The sequence below is a fragment of the Stappia sp. ES.058 genome (genome assembly GCF_900105595.1).
Classification (GTDB): Bacteria; Pseudomonadota; Alphaproteobacteria; order Rhizobiales; family Stappiaceae; genus Stappia.
The window spans coordinates 2574141-2599087 of sequence record NZ_LT629784.1; the positions used below are offsets into that span (position 1 = coordinate 2574141).

Here is a 24947-nt window from a genome sequence, read left to right on the forward strand (position 1 = left end):
CCGCTTTCAGCAGACCCTGGATCTCCTGTGCGGGCACGGCGGAGGGGGACCGGCGAAGCGTCGGCGCGAAGTGCTCAGTCGTCGCGGTCTCGTTGACGCGTCCCGTCGTCGTCGGGGCCATCCGCCTCCGGCGCGTCGCGCGCCGCGGCACGATCGGCGGCCGCGTCCTCCGACGTGAACAGGTCAGGCCCTCGCACAGGCGGATGATCGCCCTCGTCATCCGAACCGAAGTCGTCGGAGCCTGCAGCCGTCAGTTCTTCCGGGACAATGTCACCGCTGGAGGTCATGAACCGCGAGCGCTCCTTGACCTCGTCGAGGATCTTGCGCGCGATCTCCGGCTTGTCGGTCATCAGGCGTTGCAGGTCATTTGCTTCCAGAACCATCAACTGGGTGGCTTCTGCGGCGTTGACCGAGGCCAGTCTCCGCCGCCCCCCGAGGATCGCCATTTCGCCGAAGAACGCGCCCTCCTCCAGCCGGGCACGCGTCGTGCCGAGTTCGACCACGACCGCCCCGCGCGCAATGAAATACATGCTGGTCGCCTCCTCGCCCTCCCGGGTGATCGGCTGTCCGCCGTCGACGGAAAGCGCCCTCAGGAGTTTGGAGATCTCCGCGATCTCGGAGGCCCTCAGATCCTCGAACAAGGGCACGCTTGCGACCATTCCCCAGGTCACGACAAAGTCTCTCGCGTGGATCTCGCGCGCAAAGGCCGTTGCGATGATACCGATCGGCAGGGCGAAAAGGCCGTAGCCCATCAGCATGACGAGCCCGCCGAGTATCTTCCCGGCAGCGGTAATGGGCACCACGTCACCATAGCCAACGGTGGTGAGGGTCGCCAGCGCCCACCACATGGCATGGGGTATGGTGCCAAGCTTGTCGGGCTGGACGGTGCGTTCCACGAGGTACATGCCGGTGGCCGCGAGCAGCATCACGCCGAAAATGATGACGAGGCTGGCCCCGAGCGCATGACGCTCGCCGGCGACCGCGTTTGCCAGCGACCGCAGCGCGGGCGAATAGCGGGCGACCTTGAAGAAACGCAGCAGCCTCAAGACGATCAAGGCCTTGAAGTCGCCGGTGGGCAGCAAGAACCCGATGAAGAAGGGAAGGACGGCAAGGAGATCGATCAACGCCTCGCCGCGCACGGCATAGCGCAGCCGCGCCTGCAGCGGTTTCAGCCGGCGAAAGGGAGGGTGAAGATCTGCAACCCACAGCCGCAGCAGGTATTCCGCCAGAAAGACCGTCCCGACCACGAACTCGAAGGTGTTCAGCGCGCCGGACCACTCCCGCTGAACCGAAGGCACCGTTTCCAGAACGACAAGAACAACCGTAAGGACGATGAAGACAAGGAGTATGCGGTCAACCCACTGCCCTTGCGGGTCACCGGATGATCCAAGCTCCAGCAATCGAAAGACGCGTTGCTTGAACGACCTCCCGGGAGGCGCGGGCGATGCGCCGGCGTCCCCCGCCCTTTCGGCGGCCGGGTCGGTTTCGGCCGCGCGCTCCGTCTCACCGTGACGCCGCCGCTCCGAGACCGGTTTTTCGTCCGGCTCTTCGCGATCGGCGTCCATGGCCTCAAGCCTCCGTCAATCGCGCGGCATCCGCGATTAATGCCGCGATGGCCTCCACCGCGGTTTCCGCCCGGGAGGCATCCGATCCGCCGGCCTGTGCCATGTCGGGACGCCCGCCGCCGCCACGCCCGCCAAGCGCCTCGGAGCCGGCACGTACCAGATCGACCGCGCTCAGCGTGTCCGTCATGTCGTCGGTGACGCCCACGACGATCGCGGCCTTGTTGTCCTCGCCGCGATTGATCAAGACAACCACGCCGGAGCCGATCTGCGTCTTTGCCTGGTCCGCGAGCCCCTTCAGGTCCTTGGGATTGAGCCCTTCCACGATCCGCGACAACACCTTGGTTCCGCCGATCTCGCGCACGCCGGCGTCGCCACCTTCCGTGTCGCCCATCGCCAGTTTCTTGCGGGTCTCGGCGAGCTCGCGCTCCAGGCGACGCTTGTCCTCGATGAGCGCGGCCACTCGCTCGGTCACATCCGTCTGCCCGACCTTCAAAGCGCCCGCGATTTCGCGAACCCGGGCATCCTGAGCGCCGAGGTATCGACGCGCAGCCGCCCCGGTCAATGCCTCGACACGGCGCACGCCGGATGCGACGGCGCCTTCGGAGACAACCGCCACGAGGCCGATGTCGCCCGTGCGCGCGACATGGGTGCCACCGCACAATTCCAGCGAATAGGTCTTTCCGCTCTTTTCACCGCGTTCCGCAACGCCCATGGAGACCACACGGACCTCGTCGCCGTATTTTTCCCCAAACAGCGCCATTGCACCCTGCTCAATTGCCTCGTCCACGCCCATCAGGCGCGTTTCGACCGGCGCATTCTGCAGAACGACCGCATTGGCGATTTCCTCGACTTCGCGCACCTCCGCATCCAACATCGGCTTGGGATGCGAGAAGTCGAACCGCAAACGGTCGGGGCCGACGAGCGATCCCTTTTGCGCGACATGCGTGCCAAGCACCTCGCGCAGGGCCTCGTGCACCAGATGTGTCGCCGAGTGATTGGCGCGCACGGCGGATCGTCGTGTTCCCTCGACCTGCAGCTCGAGCGCCTGATTGAGCCCGACCGTGCCGGAAATCACCCGCACCTCATGCAGGAAAAGCCCGTCGGCCTTCTTCTGCGTGCCGGTCACCTCGATTTCGACCCCCTCGCCGCGCATCGAGCCGGTGTCGCCGACCTGGCCACCGGACTCGCCGTAAAACGGGGTCTGGTTCAGGATCACGACACCCGTGTCGCCCGCCTTCAGCTCCATCGTTTCCGCGCCATCGCGCACAAGCGCCGCAACGACGCCTTCCGCGCTCTCGGTATCGTAACCGAGAAAGTCTGTCGCGCCGCAGCGCTCCTTCAAGGTGTACCAGACCGTATCCGTCGCGGCCTCGCCCGAGCCCGACCACGCGGCCCGCGCCTCGGCGCGTTGGCGCTCCATCGCCGTCTTGAACCCATCCGTATCGACCGAAATGCCGCGCGCACGCAGCGCATCCTGTGTCAGGTCCAAGGGGAAGCCGTAGGTATCGTAGAGTTTGAAGGCGGTTTCACCGTCGAACTCCGCGCCTTCGCCAAGGTCACCGCTGGCGTCGTCCAGGAGCGTCAGGCCGCGCGCCAGGGTCTTGCGGAAGCGGCTTTCCTCAAGGCGCAGCGTCTCGGTGATCAGCGCTTCGGCGCGGGTCAGTTCAGGATAGGCCCGGCCCATTTCGCGCACCAGCGTCGGAACGAGCCGCCACATCAGCGGATCCTCGGCCCCCAGGAGATGGGCATGGCGCATGGCGCGGCGCATGATGCGGCGAAGCACATAGCCGCGCCCCTCGTTCGACGGCAGCACGCCATCGGCGATAAGGAAACTGGCGGAGCGCAGGTGATCGGCGATTACCCGGTGGCTGGAGGCGGCCGCGCCGTCCGCCTCGACGCCAATCGCGTTTTCCGAAGCGGAGATTAGCGCCCGGAACAGGTCGATGTCGTAATTGTCATGCACGCCCTGAAGGACGGCCGCAATGCGCTCAAGACCCATGCCGGTGTCGATGGAGGGGCGTGGCAGGTCGACCCGTTCGCCGGGCAGCTGCTCATACTGCATGAACACCAGATTCCAGATCTCGATGAACCGGTCGCCGTCTTCGTCCGCCGACCCCGGAGGCCCGCCCCAGATGTGCTCGCCATGATCGTAGAAGATCTCCGAGCACGGACCGCACGGCCCGGTATCGCCCATCGCCCAGAAATTGTCCGACGTGGCAATGCGGATGATCCGCTCGTCCGGCAGTCCTGCGATACGCTTCCAAAGGTCGTGGGCTTCTTCGTCCTCGGCATAGACGGTGACGATCATCCGGTCCCTGGGAAGGCCGAACTCCTTGGTGATCAGGTTCCAGGCAAGTTCGATCGCGTGGTCCTTGAAATAGTCCCCGAACGAGAAATTGCCGAGCATCTCGAAGAATGTGTGATGGCGCGCGGTGTAGCCGACGTTGTCGAGATCATTGTGCTTGCCACCGGCGCGCACGCACTTCTGGGCGCTGGCCGCGCGCACGTAATCGCGCTTCTCCAGGCCGGTAAAGACGTTCTTGAAGGGGACCATGCCGGCGTTGGTGAACATCAACGTCGGATCGTTGCGCGGAACGAGCGGACCCGATGCAACAGTCTCATGACCGTTCCTGGCGAAATAGTCGAGAAAGGCCGTCCGGATTTCGTTAACACCGCTCATGAAGCTGCCATCCAATGCGCCGGGCGCGCGATCGGGCGATCCGAGACAGGATCCGGCCATGGCGCGCGCCGTGTTCGTTCTTGCGCCGCTTTTATCTTTGCACCGTCGACAAGTCCAGCACGGCAACGGGATCCCGCGTCATGCGCCGCACACGAAAAGGGGCACCCGAAGGCGCCCCGTAACACAACGTCCGGCCAGATCCGTTTGCGCGGGGGGCAGACCCGCGCCACTGTCTGTGCGGCTGTCGCCTTATTCGGCGCTCTCTCCGTCCTCATTGCCGGCGAAGGGATCCGTGATCCGCTCCGCGATGAGACCGGAATTCTGACGGATCGCCAGTTCGATCTCATCGGCAATCTCGGGGTTTTCCCGGAGGAACTGCTTGGAGTTCTCGCGGCCCTGGCCCAGCCTTTGACTGTTGTAGGAAAACCAGGCGCCGGACTTCTCGACGATCCCGCCCTTGACCCCGAGATCGAGCAATTCGCCGTTCTTGGACACGCCCTCACCGTAGATGATGTCGAACTCGACCTGGCGAAACGGCGGGGCCAGCTTGTTCTTGACCACTTTCACACGCGTCTGGTTGCCGACCACTTCATCGCGATCCTTGATCGCACCGATGCGGCGGATATCGAGACGAACCGAGGCGTAGAACTTCAGCGCGTTGCCGCCCGTGGTCGTTTCCGGCGAACCGAACATCACGCCGATCTTCATGCGGATCTGGTTGATGAAGATCACCATGCACTTCGACCGCGAAATCGAGGCGGTGAGCTTGCGCAGCGCCTGGCTCATCAGCCGCGCCTGCATGCCCGGAAGGCTGTCGCCCATCTCGCCTTCAAGCTCGGCCTTCGGCGTCAGGGCTGCCACGGAATCGACGACCAGAACGTCGATCGCGCCGGAGCGCACCAGCGTGTCGGCAATCTCCAGCGCCTGCTCGCCCGCATCCGGCTGCGAGATCAGCAGGTCGTCGATATTGACGCCCAGCTTGCGGGCATAGATCGGATCGAGCGCATGCTCTGCATCGATGAAGGCGCAAATGCCACCGGCTTTCTGCGCCTCCGCAATGGTGTGCAGTGCCAGCGTGGTCTTGCCGGAGGATTCAGGACCGTAGATCTCGACGACACGACCGCGCGGCAAACCGCCAATGCCAAGCGCGATGTCGAGGCCGAGCGACCCGGTGGAAACCGTCTGGATCTCGACCACCTGCCCCTGGCCCATCTTCATGATGGATCCCTTGCCGAAGGCGCGTTCGATCTGAGAAAGGGCGGCGTCCAGCGCCTTTGTCTTGTCCATTTGAATGCCTTCGACCAAGCGGAGTGAATTCTGAGCCATGCGAGCGATCCTTATTTCATGCCAGGGCCGGCGATTCAAACTCAGCTTTTGTACCTTATTTGTTCTCTTTAATCAATATGATTTAAAATGATGAAAATATTGAATAAATCCGATTACGTTCCTTTCATGTTCCGCCTTCGCCGAATGGGAACCGATCGCCACATTCGGTGCGATTGCCGCAAACACGCGGACCCCGCCGCAGAATCACCGGCGATTTCGTTTGGCGCCACGCCATCCTCGCCTGCGCTTTCGCTGCCGGCGGTTCCTGTGGCATGAGTGAAGACACCGGCGCAAAAGCCGGTCCGCACCGCCCGTGCGAGCCGGCACACGGCTTGATATCAGGATCCGCGCATGAGCATCGCCGCCTTCGGCGCCATCCATCTCGACACGCTCGCCCATGCGGACCGCAGGATCCTGCGCGACACGTCGACGCCAGCGCGCCTGGCGACACGGCCGGGAGGGGTCGCTGCCAACGTGGCGCGCGCACTGACCGGCCTTGCGCAGCCCTGCGCACTGGCCGGTGCTGTCGGGCGCGACAACGACGGAGATATCCTGGTTGACCGCCTGAACCGGGAGGGCATCGACGTGCGTGCCATCCATCGCTCCAGCCACCCGACGGGCCGCTATCTGGCCCTGCACGATCCCGACGGCGGACTGGCGGCGGCGGTGGTGGATGGCGCCATAACCGATGCCCTGAAGCCGGCGGATATGGACATCGCCCACGCCGCCCTTGCCGCGGCCGGCCTCTGGTTCCTGGAGGCGAACCTCCCCGAACCCGTGCTGGCGCATGTCGCACAGGCAGCAGGGCACCGGTTTCTGGCGGCGGATGCCGTCTCCATCGCCAAGGCCGCGCGACTGGAAGGCATTCTCTCCCGGCTCGACATGCTGTTTTGCAATTGCCGGGAAGGCGCGGCATTGCTTGGTCGCGCGCATGATCCGGCCGGAAACGCGGCGGATATCGCGCGCGCGCTGGTCTCAAAAGGCGTGGGCGCCTGTCTCGTCAGCGACGGCCCCGCGCCTTTGGCTCTCGCCACCGCCGGTGAGGAGTGGCGGCTCGCCGTTGCGCCCGTTGCCGTTCGCGATGTCACGGGCGCGGGCGATGCGCTGATTGCCGGAACGCTCGCCGCTTGCAAACAGGGCCGGAACATCGCACAGGCCGCCTGTGCGGGTCTCGCTGCGGCACGCGTGACAGTGCAGGCGGAAGGCGCGGCCCCCGCCTCCCTGACACGGGACACGCTCGAACGGGAACTGGCGACAACCGGCTCGTTCATGACGTAACCACGCGGTTACAGGCTGGAAAAACCACGGGCCGCGACGACATGCGCCTCGACGCAGCGCCGCCCGCGCGCCTATAAGGGCGCCGGCGTGCATCGCGTTGGTCCGACCCCGGATCCGCGCACCGGACCCCGAGGCATCGATGTCGACCAGGCTTTCCCCCGTTCCCAATCCGCTGATCGTCCTGGGCGCCGAGGTGGCCGATGCCCGCGCCAGCGGCCAGCCGGTGGTGGCATTGGAATCGACCATCATCACCCATGGCATGCCCTGGCCGAGGAATGCCGAAACCGCGCGTGCCGTGGAGAGCGACATCCGCGCGCAAGGGGCGGTGCCGGCGACAATCGCGGCGTTCGAGGGCAAACTCCACATCGGCCTCTCGGAGGACGAGATGGAGCGCCTTGCCGAGGCAAGGGAGGCGATGAAGTGCTCGCGCGCCGATCTCGCCTTCGCGCTCGCCACCCGACGCACCGGATCGACCACGGTCGCGGCGACGATGATGGCGGCGGACGCTGCCGGCATCGCGGTCTTCGCGACGGGCGGCATCGGCGGCGTGCACCGGGGCGCGCAGGAGACCTTCGACATTTCCGCCGATCTCGAAGAACTGGCGCGCACGCCGGTCTGCGTTGTCGCGGCCGGTGCCAAGGCGCTTCTCGACCTGCCCAAGACTCTCGAAGTGCTGGAAACGCGCGGCGTCCCGGTCGTCGCTTTTGGAACGGATGCCTTTCCCGCCTTCTGGTCGCGCGACAGCGGCCTTCCCGCGCCGTACCGCCTGGACACGCCGGAGGAGATCGCGGCGCTTCTGGCCGTTCGCCGGAGCTTTCCGGGCCACGGCGGCGTTCTGGTCGCAAACCCCGTTCCTCAGGACGCGGAAATTCCAACGGCGGAAATGGCGCACATCATCGATGCGGCCGTCACCGAGGCTGCGAAACGCGGCATTGCCGGGAAGGAGGTCACGCCTTTCGTGCTTTCGCGGATCCATGAGATGACCGGCGGGCGCAGCCTGGAGACCAACATCGCCCTGGTCAGAAACAACGCCCGGCTGGCCGCGCAGATCGCGGTCTGCGACGCGAAGACGGGCATGGACGCAACACCTTGAACCCATCTCGCTCTGGAGCGTTTGGAGGCGTGTAACTGTCACGGGGAATGTGCTTAACTCAGCCTCGCCGTCACACGCGAACCGGGAACCACCGGATGCGACAGGCGCATGAACGATCCGGCGCATCAGCGCCGGACCTCACATCGGGTCCCTTCCGCCATGGCGCCGCAACCGGTCCGGGCGAACACTGAAGACAGAGGACGCACAATGGCGGAGACAACGGCAATGTCGGATACGCAAACGGCACCGCAGGCGACGGCGGGAACGGCCCTTTCGCCCATGCAGTATCTGGACCGCGCGATGGGCGCTCTTCGGGACATGGGCCTGATGCCCGGCAGCACCGCGGAAGCGCCGATCAACGCGCTGCTTGAGAAGATTTCCGACCTGTCGCCCGACAAGATCGCCGTGATCACGCGCACGCTCGGCCAGGCGCAGACCTTCAACGAGGTGGTTCGCAACGAGATCCAGGCGATGTCGATCGGCGAACGCTACGAGGCGATCACCGAAGCGTTCAACTCGATCCGCGACGACGCCAAGGCCATGGTCGACCAGCTCTCCGACGGCAAGATCTCCTTCATGGAAGGCCTGTCGAACAAGTGGCGCGACATGACGCGGGGCACGGTCTCCGACCGCTTCGGCAAGATCCGCGACACCTATCTGGATGTCGCGCGCGACACCAAGGACCAGATCGAGCGCGAGCAGCGCATCCTGGAAGCCTACCGCGACTTCCGCGGCGCGCTGAAGCAGGCGGAAGTGCTTGCACTGGAAGTCCTGCAGACCGCGGGTGCCAAACTCGATGCGGCGCAGGCGGAGCTTGCTGAGGCGAACACGACCGTCGAGGCCCATGCCGGCGACGATGCGGCCGGCAAGGCACGTCTCGAACTCATTCGCGACGAGAAGATGCGTGCGATGCAGGACGAGGAAAAACGCTACCAGGTCGCCAAGGACCTCTCCGACAATCTGACGATCGGCTACAACACGTCGGAAGTCATCATGGCGCGGTTGATGCAGACGACCAACGCCAAGGAACGGGTCTATTCGCAATCCGTCAGCTTCTTCTCCACCAATGATTCCGTGCTGACCGCTTTGAACGCCTCCTTCACGGGGCTTCAGGGCCTGCATGAATCCACCGAGACGCTGAACGCGATGAAGGACGGCGTGTCCAAGTCACTGGAAACGCTCGCCGAGATCGGCGATTCGGTCCAGGAAGCCGCGCTCAAGGCCGGCTACGGCCCGACCGTTCAGGCGGCGGCCGTCAAGAAGCTCGTGGATTCGGTGATCAACTTCCAGGTCAACTCGCGCGAGATCATCAGCGAAATGCGGACGATGTCGACCAGGAACTCGGAGGAAATCCGCGACGCGGTGGAAGACGGCAAGCGCCGGCTGGCAAAGCTCGCGGCCCAGGGCAACACGATCGGCGCCTGAGCCGGATGCGCTCGCAGACCACCGAACAGCGGCCGCGACGGAACCACCGCCCGGCCGCCACCGTGACGGACCGACCCGCAGGCGGTATGGCCACCGACCTGGCGGGATTGCATGACAACTGTTGAACGGGAACGAGTGCATGCCCTCCGACACCGCCTCCAAGAAGGCGCCACTCGATGAACTGATGATGGCCATGGACGTCGTGGACACGCTGCGCCACGACGAGAGGATCGCGCTCAAGGAGCTCGACGCCGACCAGCGTGACGAGCAGATGATCGACCGCCTTCGCGATCTCTATCAAAGCCAGGGCATCGAGGTGCCCGACCGGATCCTGCACGAGGGCGTGGAAAGCCTGAAGCAGAACCGCTTCGTCTATGCCCCGCCGGCGGCCGGTCTCCAGCGCACGCTCGCGCTGGTCTACGTGACACGCATGCGCTGGGGAAAGTGGTTGCTGATCGCGCTGCTCGTCATGGCGGCAGCCGTGCTGGCCTGGCGCTATCTGGTCGTTGCACCGCGCGAGCGCGCCGCCGAGGCGTTGCGCATCGAGTTGAGCGAAACGCTCCCGGAAGAGGCAAGTGTCCTGCGCGGGCGGATTTCCGATCTCGCGGAGGTGGAAGCGGCGCGCACGCAGGCCGAAACGCTGGCGGCAATCGCGACATCGGCCGCGGCGGCGGGCGATGCGCAGGCCGCGCGCGGCGCGATCAAAGATCTTCGCGCGCTTGAAACGCGGCTCCGCGAGACCTACGAGGTGCGCATCGTGTCGCGGCCGGGCGTGCCGACCGGGGTCACACGCATTCCGGACGTCAACCGCGCGACGCGCAACTACTATCTGGTCGTGGAGGCGGTCGCTCCCGGCGGCAAGGTTCTGCAACGCGAAATCGTCTCCGAGGAAGACGATGAAGCGACCACGGTCGGGATCTGGGCCCAGCGCGTCCCAAAAACCACGTTCGATGCGGTGCGCCAGGACAAGGAGGACGACGGAATCGTCCAGAACGCGATCCTGGGCACGAAGGCGAGCGGGCGTCTCGAACCGGTCTGGAATGCCGCGGTCGAGACCGGGGCAATCACGAAATGGTAGCGGCTAGGCGGGAACAGCACACATGGTGAGTGGACGCCAGACCCTCGGGTCAATCGAACGCACGCTCAAAGATTTGCGCGGCGAGGAATCGCGGCTGACGCGGCGCGTCGAGCAGGCAATGCGCGAGCTCAACGACATGCGCGCCAAGGAATTGGATGCCTACCGCGAGCTTGCCCGCTTCCGCCTGCGGGATGGTGGCGATCGCGCGTTCGGTCAGCGCATCGACAAGGACGAGGCGCAGGCCCGCCACCATCTGGAACAGCGCGAGCTCGCGCTTTCGGCCTTGCGCGCGGAACGCGAGGCGCTCGAACGCGAGATTTCGGATGCGACCGAGGAGCGTCGGCGACTGACCCGCGAGCGGGATGCGGCCAGCGACCGGCTGGACGCAATCCTGGAGCAGGTCGACGCGCGGCTTGAAGCCGACCCGGCCTTCCAGGCGCAGCAGGAGGCGCTCGAAACGGCGCGTGCGATGGCTGTGGCGGCCCGCGCAAAAGCCGATCAGGCCAAGGCGGACCGCACCGAAAAAGGCGCCGCTTACGAGAACGATCCACTGTTCCTCTATCTGTGGCAACGCGGTTTTGCCACGCCGGACTATGCCTCGGGCGGAATCGTGCGCCTGCTCGACCGCTGGGTCGCCGGACTGGTGCGCTACTCGGATGCCCGGCCCAATTACGCCATGCTGGTGGAAATCCCGGAACGCCTGGATGCCTATGCCGCAGACCGGGAGGCTGAGGTCGAAACGGAAGTGGCCGGGCTTGGCGCCCTGTCCCGTCAGGCGGCAGCGGACATCGCCGGAGAGGATCTCGCCACTGCCATCGAGACATCCGAGTCCGCGATCGAGGAGTTGACCCAGCGCCTCGAGGCGTTGGAAGCAAGTCTCCAGGAGCTGGCATCGCGCGAGCAGCGCCTCCACGCCGGCGAGGACGAGGACTACAAGTCGGCCGAGGAGGCCTTGTTGCGCTCCCTGCGCTCCGAGGAACTCACAACCCTTTGGAAGGAGGCGCGCGCCACGCCCTCGCCGCAGGACGAGCGCATCGTCCGCCGCCTTCAGGACCTCGACGCATCAATTGCCCGTACGGCACAGGAAATCGAGGCGGATCAACGCGAGCTGCGCGGACTGGCGGAGCGCCGGGACGAACTCGCCAAGGTCGCGCGGCGCTTCCGCGCCAAACGCTACGATACCTGGGACTCCACCTTCGATGACGACAGCCTGACCGGCGTGCTTCTCGGCGAACTCGCCAAGGGCGCGTTGAGCGGTGCCGACTATTGGACCCGCGCGGAAAAGTCCCGCCGCCGCCGAAAGCGGCACGGGCGCAACATCGGCTTTCCCGGTGGCATCGGATTGCCCGGTTCCATGGGCGGCACCTTCCCCGGTGGAGGCGGTGGCAGCGATGCCGGCGGATTCGGTGGAGGCGGCTTCGGCAGCGGCGACAGCTTTGGCGGCGGCGGCTTCAAGACCGGCGATACATTCTAGGAGTGACCCGGAACGCGCCGGGTTCGCCGCCTTGCGTGGCGCGAATTGCGAGAAATGGCCATGACGACCCCCGGGACCTGCCAGACCTTTGCCCGTTACAACACCTGGATGAACGGCAAGCTCTATGCCGCTTGCGCAGACCTCGACGATCACACGCGCAAGACCGACCGCGGCGCCTTCTTCAAGTCCCTGCACGGCACGCTGGACCATATCCTTCTGGGTGACCGGATCTGGCTGAGCCGCCTGACCGGCAGCGATTACCCCCGCGCCGCGATCGGCACCGAGCTGTATGAAGACTTTGAAGACCTTGCCGCCGCGCGGCGGGCCATGGATGCGGAGATCGAAGCCTTTGCCGACGGTCTGACACAGGAGTGGCTGGCGAAACCGCTTTCCTGGACAAGTGCGCTCGACGGAACGAAACGCTCACACCCGCGTTGGCTTCTTGTCACGCATCTGTTCAACCACCAGACCCATCACCGCGGCCAGGCGACCACCTTGCTGTCGCAATTGGGAGTTGATATCGGAAGCACTGATTTGCCATGGCTGCCACAGGTCGGGGAGATCTGAGGCACCGGGCCGATATGAGATTTTTTAACCTTGACCTTGCATCCTTGGCCAAGGCTTATACGCGACATCCAACCCGGACCGTGCCTCGTCGGGAGGGACATTTTCGCAAGGGACCGCCTGAAATGCTGATCCGCCTGACCGTTCTTCTTGCCGCTGCCCTGGCGCTGGCCGCCTGCCAGTCCGGACGCAGAAACAATGCCCCGGTCGCGCCTCGAGCCGACGTGCTGACCGTCACCGCAGGCGCTCAGTCGGTGAACGTGCGCGCCGATCCTGAGACCATCCGCCGAAGCATCGTGGCGAGCGCATCCGAGCGCGGCACCCCGATTGCGCAGAACCAGCCGAACATGGTGGTTCTGGAACGCACGGTCACGGAAGCGAACCCCGCACTCGACTCCGAATTCGGGCCCTCGGACAACGGCGAGCGCAAGTTTCGCATTCGCGTCCGCTTCCAGGGCACACGCTGCGACACGCTCGTCGTCCAGGACGTCTTTGTGGTGAACAACGCCGGCACCGGACTTGAGCAGGTGTTTGCCCTGACACAGCCCCAGTACAATCCGCGCCAGAGCCTGATCGGCCTGAAGGCCAAGGCGGAAAGCGCGGGCGGCTGCGCCTGACGACTGTCCGTCGCAAAGCTCCCGTGCAGGACGCGAAAGTGCCCTGCGCCCTTTCGCGCCGCAAGATTGTGCAAGCCTGGTTGCAATCGGATCGAGGGTAGGCTCTTCTCGCCCGTCGACGGTGCATGTCGCACCCGTAACCCACCTGATCCGATCATGCCCTCGATCTACGACCTGAAAAGCCGCTTTCAAGGCATCCTGCGCCCTTCGGTGTCGCGTCTGGCCGCCGCCGGCATCACCGCCAATCAGGTGACCCTTGCCGCCGTCGGGCTATCGCTCGCCGGCGGTGCGGCGCTTGCGCTCGCTCCCGGACATCCGCTTCCCTTGATCGTGCTGCCGGTGCTTCTGTTCCTGCGCATGGCGATGAACGCGGTCGACGGGATGCTCGCACGCGAGCACGACCAAAAATCCTGCCTCGGTGCCGTGCTCAACGAGCTTGGCGATGTCGTGTCGGATATTGCGTTGTATCTCCCCTTCGCGCTCCTGCCCGGCGTCGCCGGCTGGCTGCCGGTCGCCATCTGCCTGCTTGCCGTGATCGGCGAGATGACCGGCGTCGTCGGGATCCAGATCGGCGCATCGAGGCGCTACGACGGACCGATGGGCAAGAGCGACCGCGCGGTGGTGTTCGGCACGCTCGGCGTTTTTCTCGGCGTCGGCCTTGTCGGTCCGACAATCGTCGACATCGTGCTCGGCATCACCGCGCTGCTTGGCGGGGTGACCATCATCAACCGGGCGCGACACGCGCTTTCAGAAACAAAAGAGCCCCGCCCATGACCCTGTTGCCGATCCATATGGCACTTGCCGGCATCTGGGGGCTTCTGGTTCTTGCCAGCCTGATCGTCTTTTCCCTCACCCGGCTTCAACCCGCAACCGACCACTCCGAACTGGTGCAGCGCACCACCAGCTGGTGGGCGATGATCGCGGTTTTCACCGCCGCCTTCCTGCTGAGCCGCACCTTCTCCATCGTGATCTTCGCGCTGGTCAGCTATCTCGCCTTCAAGGAATACCTGTCGATGATCCCGACACGCCGCGCCGACCGGCGGGTGCTGTTCTTCGCCTATCTGGCGATCCCGCTGCAATACTACTGGGTGTCGAGCGAATGGTACGGCATGTTCGCGGTTTTCATCCCGGTCTACATGTTCCTGTTCCTGCCCTTCGTCATGCTGTTGTCGCAGCAAACGGAGGGTTTTCTGAAAGCCGTCGGCACCTTGAACTGGGGGCTGATGCTCTGCGTCTTCTCCATCAGCCACGCCGCCTTCCTGCTGGTGCTGCCGGTGGACGGCCCCGGCTCGATTGGAGGGACGGCCGCCTCCGGCGCGGGGCTCCTGCTCTTCCTGGTGTTTCTCACCCAGTTCAATGATGTTGCCCAATACACCTGGGGCAAGCTCTTCGGGAAAACCAAGATCGTTCCCCGGGTCAGCCCGAAGAAGACCTGGGAAGGCTTTTTGGGCGGCATGCTGACAACGACCGTCCTCGCGGTTCTGGTCGCGCCGCTGGTCACACCCTTTACAGCGCTGCATGCCGGCATCGCGGGTGCGATGATCGCGGGCGCGGGCTTCATCGGCGATGTCACCGTGTCGGCCGTGAAGCGCGATCTCGGCGTCAAGGACACGGGCGCGCTGATACCAGGGCACGGCGGCATCATGGACCGGATCGACAGCCTGACCTTTACGGCGCCGCTGTTCTTCCACTTCACCCGCTATTTCTACACCTGAGCGGACGTCATGACCCGCGCCCTCCAGCTCCTGTTCTTCGTTCTTGTGCGGGTCGTCGTCACCTTCGTGCTCGGGCTGAACGTGCGCCGCCGCGAGCTGCTGCCCACAAGCGGCCCGGCGATCCTGGTCGCCAATCACAACAGCCATCTCGACACGCTGGTGATGATGAGCCTGCTGCCGCTCAAGCAACTCACCAGCCTGCGCCCGGTGGCGGCGGCCGACTATTTCCTCAAGACCCGCGCCATGGCGTGGTTCTCGCTGAACATCCTGCGCATCATCCCGATCGAGCGAAGCGGCGGCGCGCGGCGCGAGGATCCGCTCGCCGCCTGCCACGAAGCGCTGAAGAGGCACGAAATCCTGATCCTCTTTCCCGAAGGCAGCCGCGGCGCGCCGGAGGAAATGACCGGCCTGAAAAAGGGCATCGCGCATCTGGCGGAAAAAAACCCGAACGTCCCCGTGACACCGGTCTTCACTCATGGCCTCGGCAAGTCGCTCCCCAAGGGCTCGTTCCTGCTGGTGCCCTTCTTCTGCGACATTTTCGTCGGCGAGCCGATTTCATGGCCGGGAAGCCGCGATGCCTTCATGACGACACTCGCCGCCCGTTTCGCCGAACTCTCGACGGAGAAAGACTTTGCCCCCTGGGAATAGGCGCGCCTTTTCGTTTGCCGCCATCTGGGGCTTCGCCGAGGCGGTGGTGTTCTTCACCGTTCCCGACGTGCTGCTGACGTTCCTGGCCCAGACCTCGCTGCGGCGATCATTGCTGGCCAGCCTGTTTACGGCTGTCGCCGCCTGCACCGGCGGCGCGCTGGTCTACGCGCTTGCGCTCACCCGGCCTGACGCGGCCAACGCGCTTCTGCTCGCGGTCCCGGGGATTTTCCCGGACCTCATCACCCGCGCGGCCGCCCTTCTGGGCAATGGACTTCTTCCGGGACTGGTCGAGGGATCGCTGACCGGCGTGCCCTACAAGATCTTCGCGGTCGAGGCGGCTGAGACCGGAACGCCGCTCGCGCTCTTCGTGCTGGCAAGCCTTCCGGCCCGCCTGCTGCGCTTCACGCTGTCGTGCCTCGCGAGCTGGCTGATCTTCGCCAAACTGCTGGCGGGCGTCTCCCTGTGGACCCGGCGGATCCTGCTCGGCGCATTCTGGATCGTGTTCTATGCACTCTATTTCGCCGGACTGGAGTGAAAAGCGGACGGCACGCGATCAACTCGCCAGCACGTCCTTCACCACGGTGGCCAGCTGCTTCAGCGTGAAGGGCTTGGGCAGGAAGGAGAACTTTTCGTTTTCCGGCAGGTTCTTCTCGAAGGCGTCTTCCGCGTAGCCCGAGACGAAGATGATCTTCAGGTCCGGCTGGGTCTTGCGCAATTCGCGCAAGAGCGACGGCCCGTCCATTTCCGGCATGACCACGTCGGAGACGACCAGATCGACCGCGCCACCGGTCTCTTCCATGATCTCCAGCGCTTCCGCGCCGCTTGCCGCCTCGTGCACGGTGTAGCCGCGCGACGTCAGCGCCCGCCCGGCGAAGGCCCGCACGGCCTCCTCGTCCTCGACGAGGAGAATGGTCGCCGAGCCGGTGAGATCGGCCAGTTGCTGCTGCTCGACCGGCTTGACCTCGACCTGTTCGTTCTCGTCGCGCACGTGCCGGGGGAAGAAGATGCGGAAGGTCGTCCCCTCCCCGATCTCGCTGGTGCAGAAAATGAAACCGCCGGTCTGCTTGACGATGCCGTAGACGGTCGACAGGCCGAGCCCCGTTCCCTTGCCGACATCCTTGGTCGAGAAGAACGGCTCGAAGATCTTTTCCATCACCTCGGGCGTCATGCCCGTGCCGGTGTCCGACACCTCGATCAGCGTGTATTCCGCCGCCGGCATGCCGCGGGTGTTGTCATAGGTTTTCGACTGGTCAGCATCGACGTTGAGCGTGCGGATGGTCAAGTGACCACCCTCCGGCATGGCGTCGCGGGCGTTCACGGCGAGATTGACGATGACCTGCTCAAGCTGGTTGAGATCGGCCATCACCGGCCACAGGTCGCGGCCGTGCACGACATTGAGCTCGACCTTCTCGCCCAGCAGACGGTCCAGCAGGATCGAGAGATCGGCGAGAACGTCGTTGAGGGCGAGTTCCTTCGGCCGCAGCGTCTGGCGGCGCGAGAAGGCAAGCAGCTGGCGCACCAGGCCGGCGGCCCGGTTGGCGTTCTGCTTGATGTTCATGATGTCCTGGAAGGACGGATCGCTCGGCCGGTGGCTGGCGAGCAAAAGGTCGGAAAAGCCGATGATCGCGGTCAGGACGTTGTTGAAGTCATGCGCGACGCCGCCGGCGAGCTGGCCGATGGCCTGCATCTTCTGCCCCTGCGCGAATTGCGCCTCCAGCACCCGCTGCGCCGTGGTCTCCAGCACATAGACGATGGCCGCGTCGCCGTCGTCCTCGCCGTCGCGCACCGCCGAGACATAGAAGGTGGCCGAACGCCCGTCCTCACGATCGTCGAGGCGCACGTCCACCGGCGGGATCTCGCTTTGGCCGTCGCCGGCCGCGGACAGCGCCACCGCCAGCGCGGGACGCGCAGTTTCCGCCACCAGATCGACCAGCTTCGCCGCGCCGTTGCCGCCATCGGCCGCCCCGAAGGAGCGCACGAAGGGCGCATTGGTCTTGCGGATCGTGCCGTCGCGCGCAACCGAGGCAATCGCAATCGGCGTGTTGTTGAAAAAGCGCGCAAAGCGCACCTCGGACGAGCGAAGCGCTTCGGAGGCATCCTCGCCCTTGGACCGGTTGAGCACCAGCGAACGGCTTTCGCCGGCGCGCCCCTTGGCGCCGAAGGGCACACGGTGATGGATGCGCACGGGAATGCTGCGGCCGCTGCGCGCGACGAGGTCGAGGTCGAAGATCTCCGTCTTCACCTCGCCGGCCTGCCCGTTCATCGTCAGGAAGAGTTCCGCGCCATCGCCGCGAATGAAGTCCGCGAGCTTCAGCGAGCCGGCCTTGAAGCTGACGAGATCGTAGCCGAGCCAGTCGGCGAGCGTGGCGTTGAGATAGACGAGCCGGCCCTCGCCATCGCAGGAAAAGAACCCCGCCGGTGCATGATCCAGGAAATTGATCACGCGCTGCAGTTCCTGGAAGGAGGTTTCCTGTTCCGTCCGGTCGAGGCTGATGTCCGCCACCTGCCACACCGTGCAGGTTCGGGGTCGCTCCTGCTTGCTGCCCAGCGTCAACGGACGAACCCGCACCCGGTACCAGTGCGGGGTCCCGTCGGACTGGCCGAGCGGATGGGGGAGACGGATCTCCTCCTCCCCGCCGCGATTGTCCTCGGCCGCGCGGGCGAGGTGGAAGATCGCGTCCGTCGCGGCCGGATCGAAGGAAAACACCCGTTCGACACTGCGCACATCGCTTGACGAGTCCGCGCCGACGATGTCCGCATAGGCCGCGTTGGCATAGACAATGCGCCCGTCGCGCTCCGTTACAAGGACGCCTTCCTCGAGGGTGTTGAGAAATTCCGCCGGCACGGGGCTCGGCGTCGCACGCACGGAAAACCGCAACAGGCCAATCGCGCCGGCAAACAGCGAGAAAACACCCACCACGGCCAGCGAGCCGAGAAGCGCAAGCACATAGGGCTCGGCCTGTTCGCGCGACATGACTGCAAGACCGGAGGCCGCGGCGACCAGCGCCAGCGCCAGCAGGATGAGAAGGCCGATATTGCCGGAGCGCTCCGGACGGTCAATCGCCGGCGATCTCGAACTGGAATCCGTCTCGTTCATCTTCAACCCCGCAAGGCGCGTCCCGCCCGCTCTCCCGCTTTTCGTCCCGCTCGCACCGAGGCACCGGCCCTATCCGCGCCACGAACCCCGCTCCCGCATTCGATAAACGAAACCGATCACTTCTGCCACTGCGCGATACTGCTCTTCCGGCACTTCCTGGTCGATGTCGATCGTTGCGTGAAGCGCGCGAGCAAGCGGCGGGTTCTCGATCACCGGAACATTGTTGTCCTTCGCTATCTCGCGAATCTTCAGCGCGACCTGATCGATGCCCTTGGCAACGCAGGTCGGGGCCTGCATGCCCTGTTCGTATCTGAGCGCCACCGCATAGTGCGTCGGGTTGGTGATGACCACCGTCGCGTCCGGCACGGCCGCCATCATGCGCTTGCGCGAGCGCTCCATGCGCAACTGACGGATCTTGCCCTTGACCAGCGGGTCGCCCTCGGTCTGCTTGTATTCCTCCTTGACCTCATGCTGGGTCATCTTCTGTTTTTCGAACCATTTGTTGCGCTGGTACAGATAATCGGCCGCAGCGACGACCGTCATCACCGCCAGGATCGCCGCGATCAGCTGGAGGATCAGCGCACGCGTTTCCTCCAAAAGCACGCCGGGTTCACGAAAGATCATCGTGTCGATTTCCGTGCGATGCGGCCACAGCACCGCGACCATCAGTCCGCTGACAACGCAGATCTTCACCAGTCCCTTGGCGAAATTGACGAGGCTTTCCGAGGAAAACAGCCGCTTGAAGCCGGCGGCCGGGGAAATCTTGTTGAGCTTCGGCTTCATCCGTTCCGCCGACCAGATCAGGCTGTGCTGGATCATGTTGCCGGCGAGCGCGGTAAACAGCAGAACAAGCAGCGGAAGCGCCAGGATGGCCGCGATGCGCGCGCCCGTCCCCCGCCACAGGTCCGTCAGGCCAGGACCATCGACCGGGATCTCATGCGCATGGACGAAATACCCGCGCAGGGCGTTCTGCAACGCATCGGCGGCCCCCGGCGCCATGATCGCGACAACAAGCCCCGTGCCCAGCATCGCGAACCAGGTCGACACCTCCTGGCTCTTGGCGACGTCGCCTTTTTTCAGGGCGTCATCGAGCTTTTTTTGCGTGGGGTCTTCTGTTTTTTCGGAATCGTCGTTTTGCTCGGCCATGCCCTACCCCGCGATGAAACGGCCGAGCGCCGTTTCGAAGTGTCCGAGATACCACATCATCATCGTCACCAGCAGCGCGAAGAGCATCACGCCGCCGATGGCGATGTTGAGCGGCATGGCGATGAAGAAGATCTGCATTTGCGGCATCAGCTTGTTCAATAGCCCGAGACCGAAGTAGAAAACCAGACCCACCACGATGAAAGGCGCGGCGAGACGGACCGCGATGGAAAAGATATCCGCGACGAGCATGGTAGCCATTTCGGCCAGATCGCCAACAGGCAGGCCACTGCCGGGTGGAAACAGCTGAAAGCTGTCATGCATCGCCGCAATCACCAGGAAGTGCAGGTCGAAGGCGAAGATCAGCGTGATGCCCAGCAGGCTCAGGAACGACCCGATCACCGCGCCCTGCTGCCCGTCCATGGTCGGGTCGGTCGCCATGGCGAAGGCAAGACCCGACTGGCTGGCGATGATCATTCCGGCAATCGACAGCGTGTAGGTGATCATCCGCGCGCCAAGGCCGACAAAAAAGCCGATCACGAATTCCGTGGCGAGCAGCATGATGACCCGTGCCAGCGGCGCGGTCGCATCGACCGCGTAGAGCGGTGCCATCAGGGGATAGAAGACAAGGGTCAAGAGCAGGGCGATGGCGAGGCGCACACGCGGCGAGATCGACCCCTCCCCCAGCGCCGGCATCAGCATCATCATCGTGCCGATGCGGGCGAAGAGAAGCATGAAGAGAAGCGCGACCTGCGGCAGAAACGCGACATCGAAGGTCATGACCGACTATCCGCTGCCATTGATGATCAGGTCGGCAAGCCGCGCCGTGTAGCTGCCAAGGACCTGCCCCATGAAGGGCAGCGTCACGAGCAGCGTGAGAAAGATCGCCAGGATCTTGGGAACGAAGACGAGCGTCATTTCCTGGATCTGGGTCAACGCCTGGAACAGCGCGATCACCACACCGACCCCAAGGCCGACAACCATGGGCGGCGCCGAGACGATGATAAGGGTCCAGATCCCCTGGCGGGCGATGTCGAGAACCTCTGGTCCGGTCATGTCGGCATTCTGCTCCCGAGCGCGGCCTTGCGCAATTCCAGCTCACGCGCGGTCCGTCAGGGCACACCTTGCGGGGCCGCTGATCAGATCGGCATGCGCATGATCTCCTGATAGGCGGAGATCACACGATCACGCACCGAAACGAGCGTTTCCATCGCCACTTCCGTCTCTGCGACCGCGGTCACGACATCAACGACATTCGCATTGCCCTGCGTCATCGCAAGCGCCTGGGCATCCGACTTGGCACCCTGCTCGGTCACGGTTTCGACGGCGGACTTGACCATGTTTGCAAAGTCGGCCCCGCCCGTCGACGGCGTTTCGATCTTCTTATCCTGATTCGGCCCGGCAAGGGCGGAGGTCATGCGATAGGCGCCAGCGGCAATCGACGGGGTGGACATGGCGGAAACTCCGATTGAAAAATTCAATGCGCGCGGGGAAGCGCATCAGGGTCAGGCGCGCAGGATATCGATGGTCTTTTGCAGCATTCGCCGGGTCGACTGGATGAGATTGAGGTTGGCCTCGTAGGACCGCTGCGCCTCACGCATGTCGGTCATCTCGATCAATGTGCTGACGTTCGGCATCTTGACGTTGCCGTCCGCATCCGCCGCCGGATGGCCCGGGTCATAGCGTTCCTTGAACGCGGTCTTGTCGACCTCGACGCGCCCGAGCTCCACAACCTCGGCATTCAGCTCGCGATCGAGCGTCGCGCGAAAGGTCGGGATCTTGCGGCGATAGGGTTCCTCCTGCGGCGTACGCCCGGTGGAATCCGCGTTCGCGATGTTTTCCGCGATAATGCGCATGCGCCCGTTCTGGGCCTTGAGCCCGGATGCGGCGATAAAGATCGATTTCACGAAGTCCACGTCGGCACTCCTTCAGGTGTGCGATCATCGGGAAGGGCGCGAATGCCGCCGGCGTATCCGAGGATTCCGCGCGCCTTGCCTCAGCGTGACAGGGCGGTGCGGATCAGGCCGAGCCCCTTGGTGTAAAGGGATGCGACCGTCTGGTAGTCCATCTGGTTCTCGGTCACCTTCATCATCTGCTCCTCGAGCACGACCGTGTTGGCGTCCGGCGTGATTTCGTAGCCATCGGCATCATCCGCTTCCGGCGATCCGGTTTCGCGAACCATGGAGGCCTGCAGATGGCGCGCGCTGGTGCGGCTTGTCTCAAGCCCCGAGGTCCGCGCCTTGAGCGCAGTCTCGAAGGAAAACGCCTTGAGATCCTTGCCGCGGTATCCCGGCGTATCGGCATTGGCCACATTTTCCGCCAGAACGCCTTGTCGCGATTGATGCCACTGCATCTTCGACTTCAGCGCCTGGAACAGCGGAAGATCCGAGATTGTCATGCGTCCGTTCCCGTGTCCGACTCTCTGCGTGCTAGGCAGATCCTGCCGGGTGGATGGTTAACGACGGGTTAACGATTAACACTTCGGTAATTTCCGCCCTTGCATTTCCGCCCGTTTCAGCCGGCAGGATGAGAGACGTTTGCAGGATGCACGAGGAGCGGGGAAAAATTTGCCCGGTCGCTTTTGCCTTCACTCTTTGAGAGAATCGCGCAAACCGGATAAACAGAAATCTGCGCGCGCGGGAATCGCTGCCACGCGGACCTTGCAAATGCGGGGACGCACTCATGACGGCAGCGTGATCGTGACCTATCGGGGTTCCAGGAGAAAAGGCCCAATGGCATGACAAGTTGGCTGGTGGATACCTTCCAGATGGAACCGGGCTGGGCCCGGGGCATCGGATTTTTCATCGCCGTGGTGGTGGTGCTGGCGCTCATCTCCGTGTTTGTCTGGGTGCTGCGCCGCATCGCCGGCACACGGGTCATGGGCGGCCGTTCGCGCCAGCCGAGGGTCTCGGTAATGGATGCGGCAGCCCTCGACGCCCGGCGGCGCCTGATCCTGATCCGCCGCGACAACGTGGAGCACCTGCTTTTGGTCGGCGGCCCGAGCGACGTCGTGGTGGAGCGCAACATCGTGCGCGGTGTTCCCGTTTCCCAGGCCTACCCGCGCCAGTCGACGCAAACGCCGGCGGAGGCCGCGGCCGCCTCGCTTGCCCCGGCGGACAACCCGACGCCTCCTCCACAGGCAGAACCCGCACCCCGCGCCCCGGCACCGCGCCCCGCCGCTCCCGCACAGACCCCCGCCGCTCCCGCACAGCCCCCCGCGGCTCCCGCCCCGGCGCCCAGACGCATGGCCGCCGCGCCCGCGACGTCCGGAAGCCCCCCGGCTCCGCAATCGCCCGCCTCGCAGCCGCTTCGCCCGTCGCCCCGCGCCGCAGCCCCTGCGCCGCGCGCGCCGTCTTCAGGTGCGCCCGCAGCCGATATCGGACCCAAACGCCCGACACCGCTTCACCGCGCCGGCGCGTCGGTTGCGGCAGCCGGCGCCGCCGTTGCCGGCCTTGCCCGCACCGGCTCGCTGCGCACCGGCGACGGCCCCCAGGAAGACACGCCCCGCGTTTCGTCTCCGCGCGTCGACACGCCCGCCTCGCAGCGGCGCACGATCACGCCGCCGTCGTCCGGCCCGGCCTCGACCGCACGCACCGCATATCCGCAGCCCGACGAGGAGCCGAAGGTCCCGGACGTCTCCGCTCCATCTCCAACGGAGAGCGCGACCGCACCGCGCGCGCCGTCCGACGCGCCGAAAACCGAACCGCCGGTCGTCGCGCCGCCGCGGGGATCAACCCCGACGCCTGAAGCTGCAGGAAAGGCACCCGACAGCGGAACGCCGGACGTCGCCGCAGCCTCGGGAAGCGGCACCCCGAAGCCCGATCCTGCGGATGCAGTGCCGACCACGTCGGAAACGTCCGCGCAGTCCCCCGCGAGCAGCTGGCGCAAGCCGGAGAACCCGCCGCAGGCTACGCAAAAGTCGCCGGACAAAACACCGAACGACATTGCCGACGCCGCAGCGGACACGGGGTCGCAGCGAGAGTCGGAAAAGGCCGGTCAGCCGGCGCCGTCTGCCGCGCCAGCAGCGTCAAAGCCTTCGGCCGGCGATCTGGAAGACGCCTTGATGGCGGAATTCGATCAAAGCCGTTCATCCGGAACGGAACGATCCGCCTCTGCCTCAGCCACGAACGCCGGCACCGTGTCGGCGGATGCAACCGGCGACACGCCGTCGGATCCGGCCGCACCGGGTGTGAAGCCTCAGGCCGAGCGAACCGTCGAGACACCTGCAGCACCCGCCGGGGACGACACCAAGACTGCCGAAAGCAACACAGGGACAGGTGGCAAGAAAGACGCGGCCAGCGCCGTGACCATGGATGCGATCGAGGAGGAAATGGCGCGGCTGTTGAGCGAGATCGGCGGATCGAAATCGAAATGATGCCCGCGACCCGGCGCGTCCCGCATTTCCTGCGCGTCGGAGATCTCCGCGGGCGCAACCGTTACGGCGGCCTGATCCATGGGGCATGCCTCTCGTTCGTGTTTTTTCTCGTGCTTGGCGGGAGTGCGCTCGCTCAGGATATCTCCATCGGCTTTGGCGAAGGCACGGGTCTGACGGAACGTGCGGTCCAGCTTGTCGCGCTCCTCACCATCCTGAGCCTCGCGCCGTCGATCCTGGTGATGGTGACGAGTTTTACCCGGATCGTGGTCGTTTTGTCGCTGCTGCGCTCGGCCATCGGGCTTCAGACCGCGCCGCCGAATGCCGTGATGACATCGCTGGCGCTCTTTTTGACCGCATTCATCATGGCCCCCACCTTCGAGGCTGCCTACAACGAGGGTGTTCAGCCGCTTGTCGAAGGTTCTATTGAACTGAACGAAGCCTTCGAGCGCGCATCGACACCGTTTCACAGCTTCATGCGCGCGAATGTGCGCGAAAAGGACCTGTCCCTCTTCATCGAGCTGTCAGGTCAACCGGCCCCCGAGGAACCGGCGGATATCAGCATGCGCATTCTGGTCCCCGCCTTCATGATCAGCGAGTTGCGACGGGCATTCGAGATCGGCTTTCTGCTGTACCTGCCGTTCCTGATCATCGACCTGGTTATCGCCTCGGTATTGATGTCGATGGGCATGATGATGCTGCCGCCGGTGGTGATATCCCTGCCGTTCAAGCTGATCTTCTTCGTTCTGGTGGACGGCTGGAACCTGATCGCAGGCAGTCTGGTGCAAAGCTTCGCCAGCGGCTGAGGCAACGGCACACGGATCGCTCCGCACTCCAGATGCTTGACGGATGACCGGCCCGCTCCGCACACC

Annotated in this window: 23 protein-coding genes; 13 read left to right on the plus strand and 10 right to left on the minus strand. The window is 64.8% G+C overall.

Annotated features, from left to right (window positions below; genetic code table 11):
* Window positions 1-74: 74 nt before the first annotated feature.
* The 3 genes from BLU32_RS12060 to recA all read right to left on the minus strand — a co-directional run bounded on the left by BLU32_RS12060 (window position 75) and on the right by recA (window position 5571).
* Window positions 75-1565: a cyclic nucleotide-gated ion channel gene (locus BLU32_RS12060; protein ID WP_093807268.1), complete on the minus strand. Its 1491-nt coding sequence runs from the start codon at window positions 1563-1565 to the stop codon at window positions 75-77.
* Window positions 1566-1569: 4 nt separating this feature from the next.
* Window positions 1570-4245, minus strand: a complete 2676-nt coding sequence (gene alaS / locus BLU32_RS12065; RefSeq protein ID WP_093810946.1) for an alanine--tRNA ligase — start codon at window positions 4243-4245, stop codon at window positions 1570-1572.
* Window positions 4246-4494: 249 nt separating this feature from the next.
* A complete protein-coding gene (gene recA, locus BLU32_RS12070) occupies window positions 4495-5571 on the minus strand; it encodes a recombinase RecA (RefSeq protein WP_093807270.1) in 1077 nt (358 codons plus the stop codon).
* 351 nt (window positions 5572-5922) lie between these two features.
* On the opposite strand from recA, the gene BLU32_RS12075 reads away from it, so the two are divergent.
* The 11 genes from BLU32_RS12075 (at window position 5923) to BLU32_RS12125 (ending at window position 15998) form a co-directional block, all read left to right on the plus strand.
* Window positions 5923-6849 (plus strand): carbohydrate kinase family protein, encoded by a 927-nt coding sequence (locus BLU32_RS12075; RefSeq protein ID WP_093807272.1) that lies wholly within the window; start codon window positions 5923-5925, stop codon window positions 6847-6849.
* A gap of 139 nt (window positions 6850-6988) precedes the next feature.
* On the plus strand, window positions 6989-7942 hold the full coding sequence (locus tag BLU32_RS12080; protein ID WP_093807276.1) for a pseudouridine-5'-phosphate glycosidase: 954 nt from the start codon (window positions 6989-6991) through the stop codon (window positions 7940-7942).
* 225 nt (window positions 7943-8167) lie between these two features.
* Window positions 8168-9367 carry a cell surface protein gene (locus tag BLU32_RS12085; protein WP_093810948.1) on the plus strand — a complete coding sequence of 400 codons (1200 nt, stop codon included), beginning with the start codon at window positions 8168-8170 and terminating at the stop codon, window positions 9365-9367.
* Between the two features lie 139 nt (window positions 9368-9506).
* Complete coding sequence (locus BLU32_RS12090; RefSeq protein ID WP_093807279.1) at window positions 9507-10445, plus strand: DUF6384 family protein; 939 nt, start codon at window positions 9507-9509, stop codon at window positions 10443-10445.
* Between the two features lie 22 nt (window positions 10446-10467).
* Window positions 10468-11919, plus strand: a complete 1452-nt coding sequence (locus BLU32_RS12095) for a hypothetical protein (RefSeq protein ID WP_093807281.1) — start codon at window positions 10468-10470, stop codon at window positions 11917-11919.
* Between the two features lie 60 nt (window positions 11920-11979).
* Complete coding sequence (locus BLU32_RS12100; RefSeq protein ID WP_093810950.1) at window positions 11980-12486, plus strand: DinB family protein; 507 nt, start codon at window positions 11980-11982, stop codon at window positions 12484-12486.
* Between the two features lie 122 nt (window positions 12487-12608).
* Window positions 12609-13100: a hypothetical protein gene (locus tag BLU32_RS12105; protein ID WP_172838566.1), complete on the plus strand. Its 492-nt coding sequence runs from the start codon at window positions 12609-12611 to the stop codon at window positions 13098-13100.
* 156 nt (window positions 13101-13256) lie between these two features.
* Window positions 13257-13874: a CDP-alcohol phosphatidyltransferase family protein gene (locus BLU32_RS12110; protein WP_093807283.1), complete on the plus strand. Its 618-nt coding sequence runs from the start codon at window positions 13257-13259 to the stop codon at window positions 13872-13874.
* Window positions 13871-14815, plus strand: coding sequence for a phosphatidate cytidylyltransferase (locus BLU32_RS12115; protein ID WP_093807285.1), 945 nt, complete (start codon window positions 13871-13873; stop codon window positions 14813-14815). The genes BLU32_RS12110 and BLU32_RS12115 overlap by 4 nt, the downstream gene beginning before the upstream one ends.
* Before the next feature lie 9 nt (window positions 14816-14824).
* A complete protein-coding gene (locus tag BLU32_RS12120) occupies window positions 14825-15463 on the plus strand; it encodes a lysophospholipid acyltransferase family protein (RefSeq protein WP_093807287.1) in 639 nt (212 codons plus the stop codon).
* On the plus strand, window positions 15447-15998 hold the full coding sequence (locus tag BLU32_RS12125; RefSeq protein ID WP_093807289.1) for a hypothetical protein: 552 nt from the start codon (window positions 15447-15449) through the stop codon (window positions 15996-15998). The genes BLU32_RS12120 and BLU32_RS12125 overlap by 17 nt, the downstream gene beginning before the upstream one ends.
* 18 nt (window positions 15999-16016) lie before the next feature.
* On the opposite strand, the gene cckA is transcribed toward BLU32_RS12125, so the two are convergent.
* The 7 genes from cckA to flgB form a co-directional block, all read right to left on the minus strand.
* Window positions 16017-18560: a cell cycle histidine kinase CckA gene (gene cckA, locus BLU32_RS12130; RefSeq protein WP_093810954.1), complete on the minus strand. Its 2544-nt coding sequence runs from the start codon at window positions 18558-18560 to the stop codon at window positions 16017-16019.
* 69 nt (window positions 18561-18629) lie between these two features.
* On the minus strand, window positions 18630-19706 hold the full coding sequence (gene flhB / locus BLU32_RS12135; protein ID WP_093807291.1) for a flagellar biosynthesis protein FlhB: 1077 nt from the start codon (window positions 19704-19706) through the stop codon (window positions 18630-18632).
* 3 nt (window positions 19707-19709) lie between these two features.
* Complete coding sequence (gene fliR / locus BLU32_RS12140) at window positions 19710-20483, minus strand: flagellar biosynthetic protein FliR (RefSeq protein WP_093807293.1); 774 nt, start codon at window positions 20481-20483, stop codon at window positions 19710-19712.
* A gap of 6 nt (window positions 20484-20489) precedes the next feature.
* Window positions 20490-20759, minus strand: a complete 270-nt coding sequence (fliQ, locus tag BLU32_RS12145) for a flagellar biosynthesis protein FliQ (protein ID WP_093807295.1) — start codon at window positions 20757-20759, stop codon at window positions 20490-20492.
* Window positions 20760-20842: 83 nt separating this feature from the next.
* Window positions 20843-21157, minus strand: a complete 315-nt coding sequence (fliE, locus tag BLU32_RS12150; RefSeq protein ID WP_093807297.1) for a flagellar hook-basal body complex protein FliE — start codon at window positions 21155-21157, stop codon at window positions 20843-20845.
* Between the two features lie 51 nt (window positions 21158-21208).
* Complete coding sequence (gene flgC, locus BLU32_RS12155) at window positions 21209-21619, minus strand: flagellar basal body rod protein FlgC (protein ID WP_093807299.1); 411 nt, start codon at window positions 21617-21619, stop codon at window positions 21209-21211.
* Window positions 21620-21699: 80 nt separating this feature from the next.
* Window positions 21700-22101, minus strand: a complete 402-nt coding sequence (gene flgB / locus BLU32_RS12160; RefSeq protein WP_093807301.1) for a flagellar basal body rod protein FlgB — start codon at window positions 22099-22101, stop codon at window positions 21700-21702.
* A gap of 339 nt (window positions 22102-22440) precedes the next feature.
* Here flgB and BLU32_RS12165 point away from each other — a divergent pair, with 339 nt between their 5' ends.
* Together BLU32_RS12165 and fliP are read left to right on the plus strand one after the other, a co-directional pair.
* A complete protein-coding gene (locus tag BLU32_RS12165) occupies window positions 22441-24078 on the plus strand; it encodes a flagellar biosynthetic protein FliO (protein WP_093807303.1) in 1638 nt (545 codons plus the stop codon).
* Window positions 24075-24881 (plus strand): flagellar type III secretion system pore protein FliP, encoded by an 807-nt coding sequence (gene fliP / locus BLU32_RS12170; protein ID WP_244501691.1) that lies wholly within the window; start codon window positions 24075-24077, stop codon window positions 24879-24881. The genes BLU32_RS12165 and fliP overlap by 4 nt, the downstream gene beginning before the upstream one ends.
* The last annotated feature ends 66 nt before the right edge of the window (window positions 24882-24947 follow it).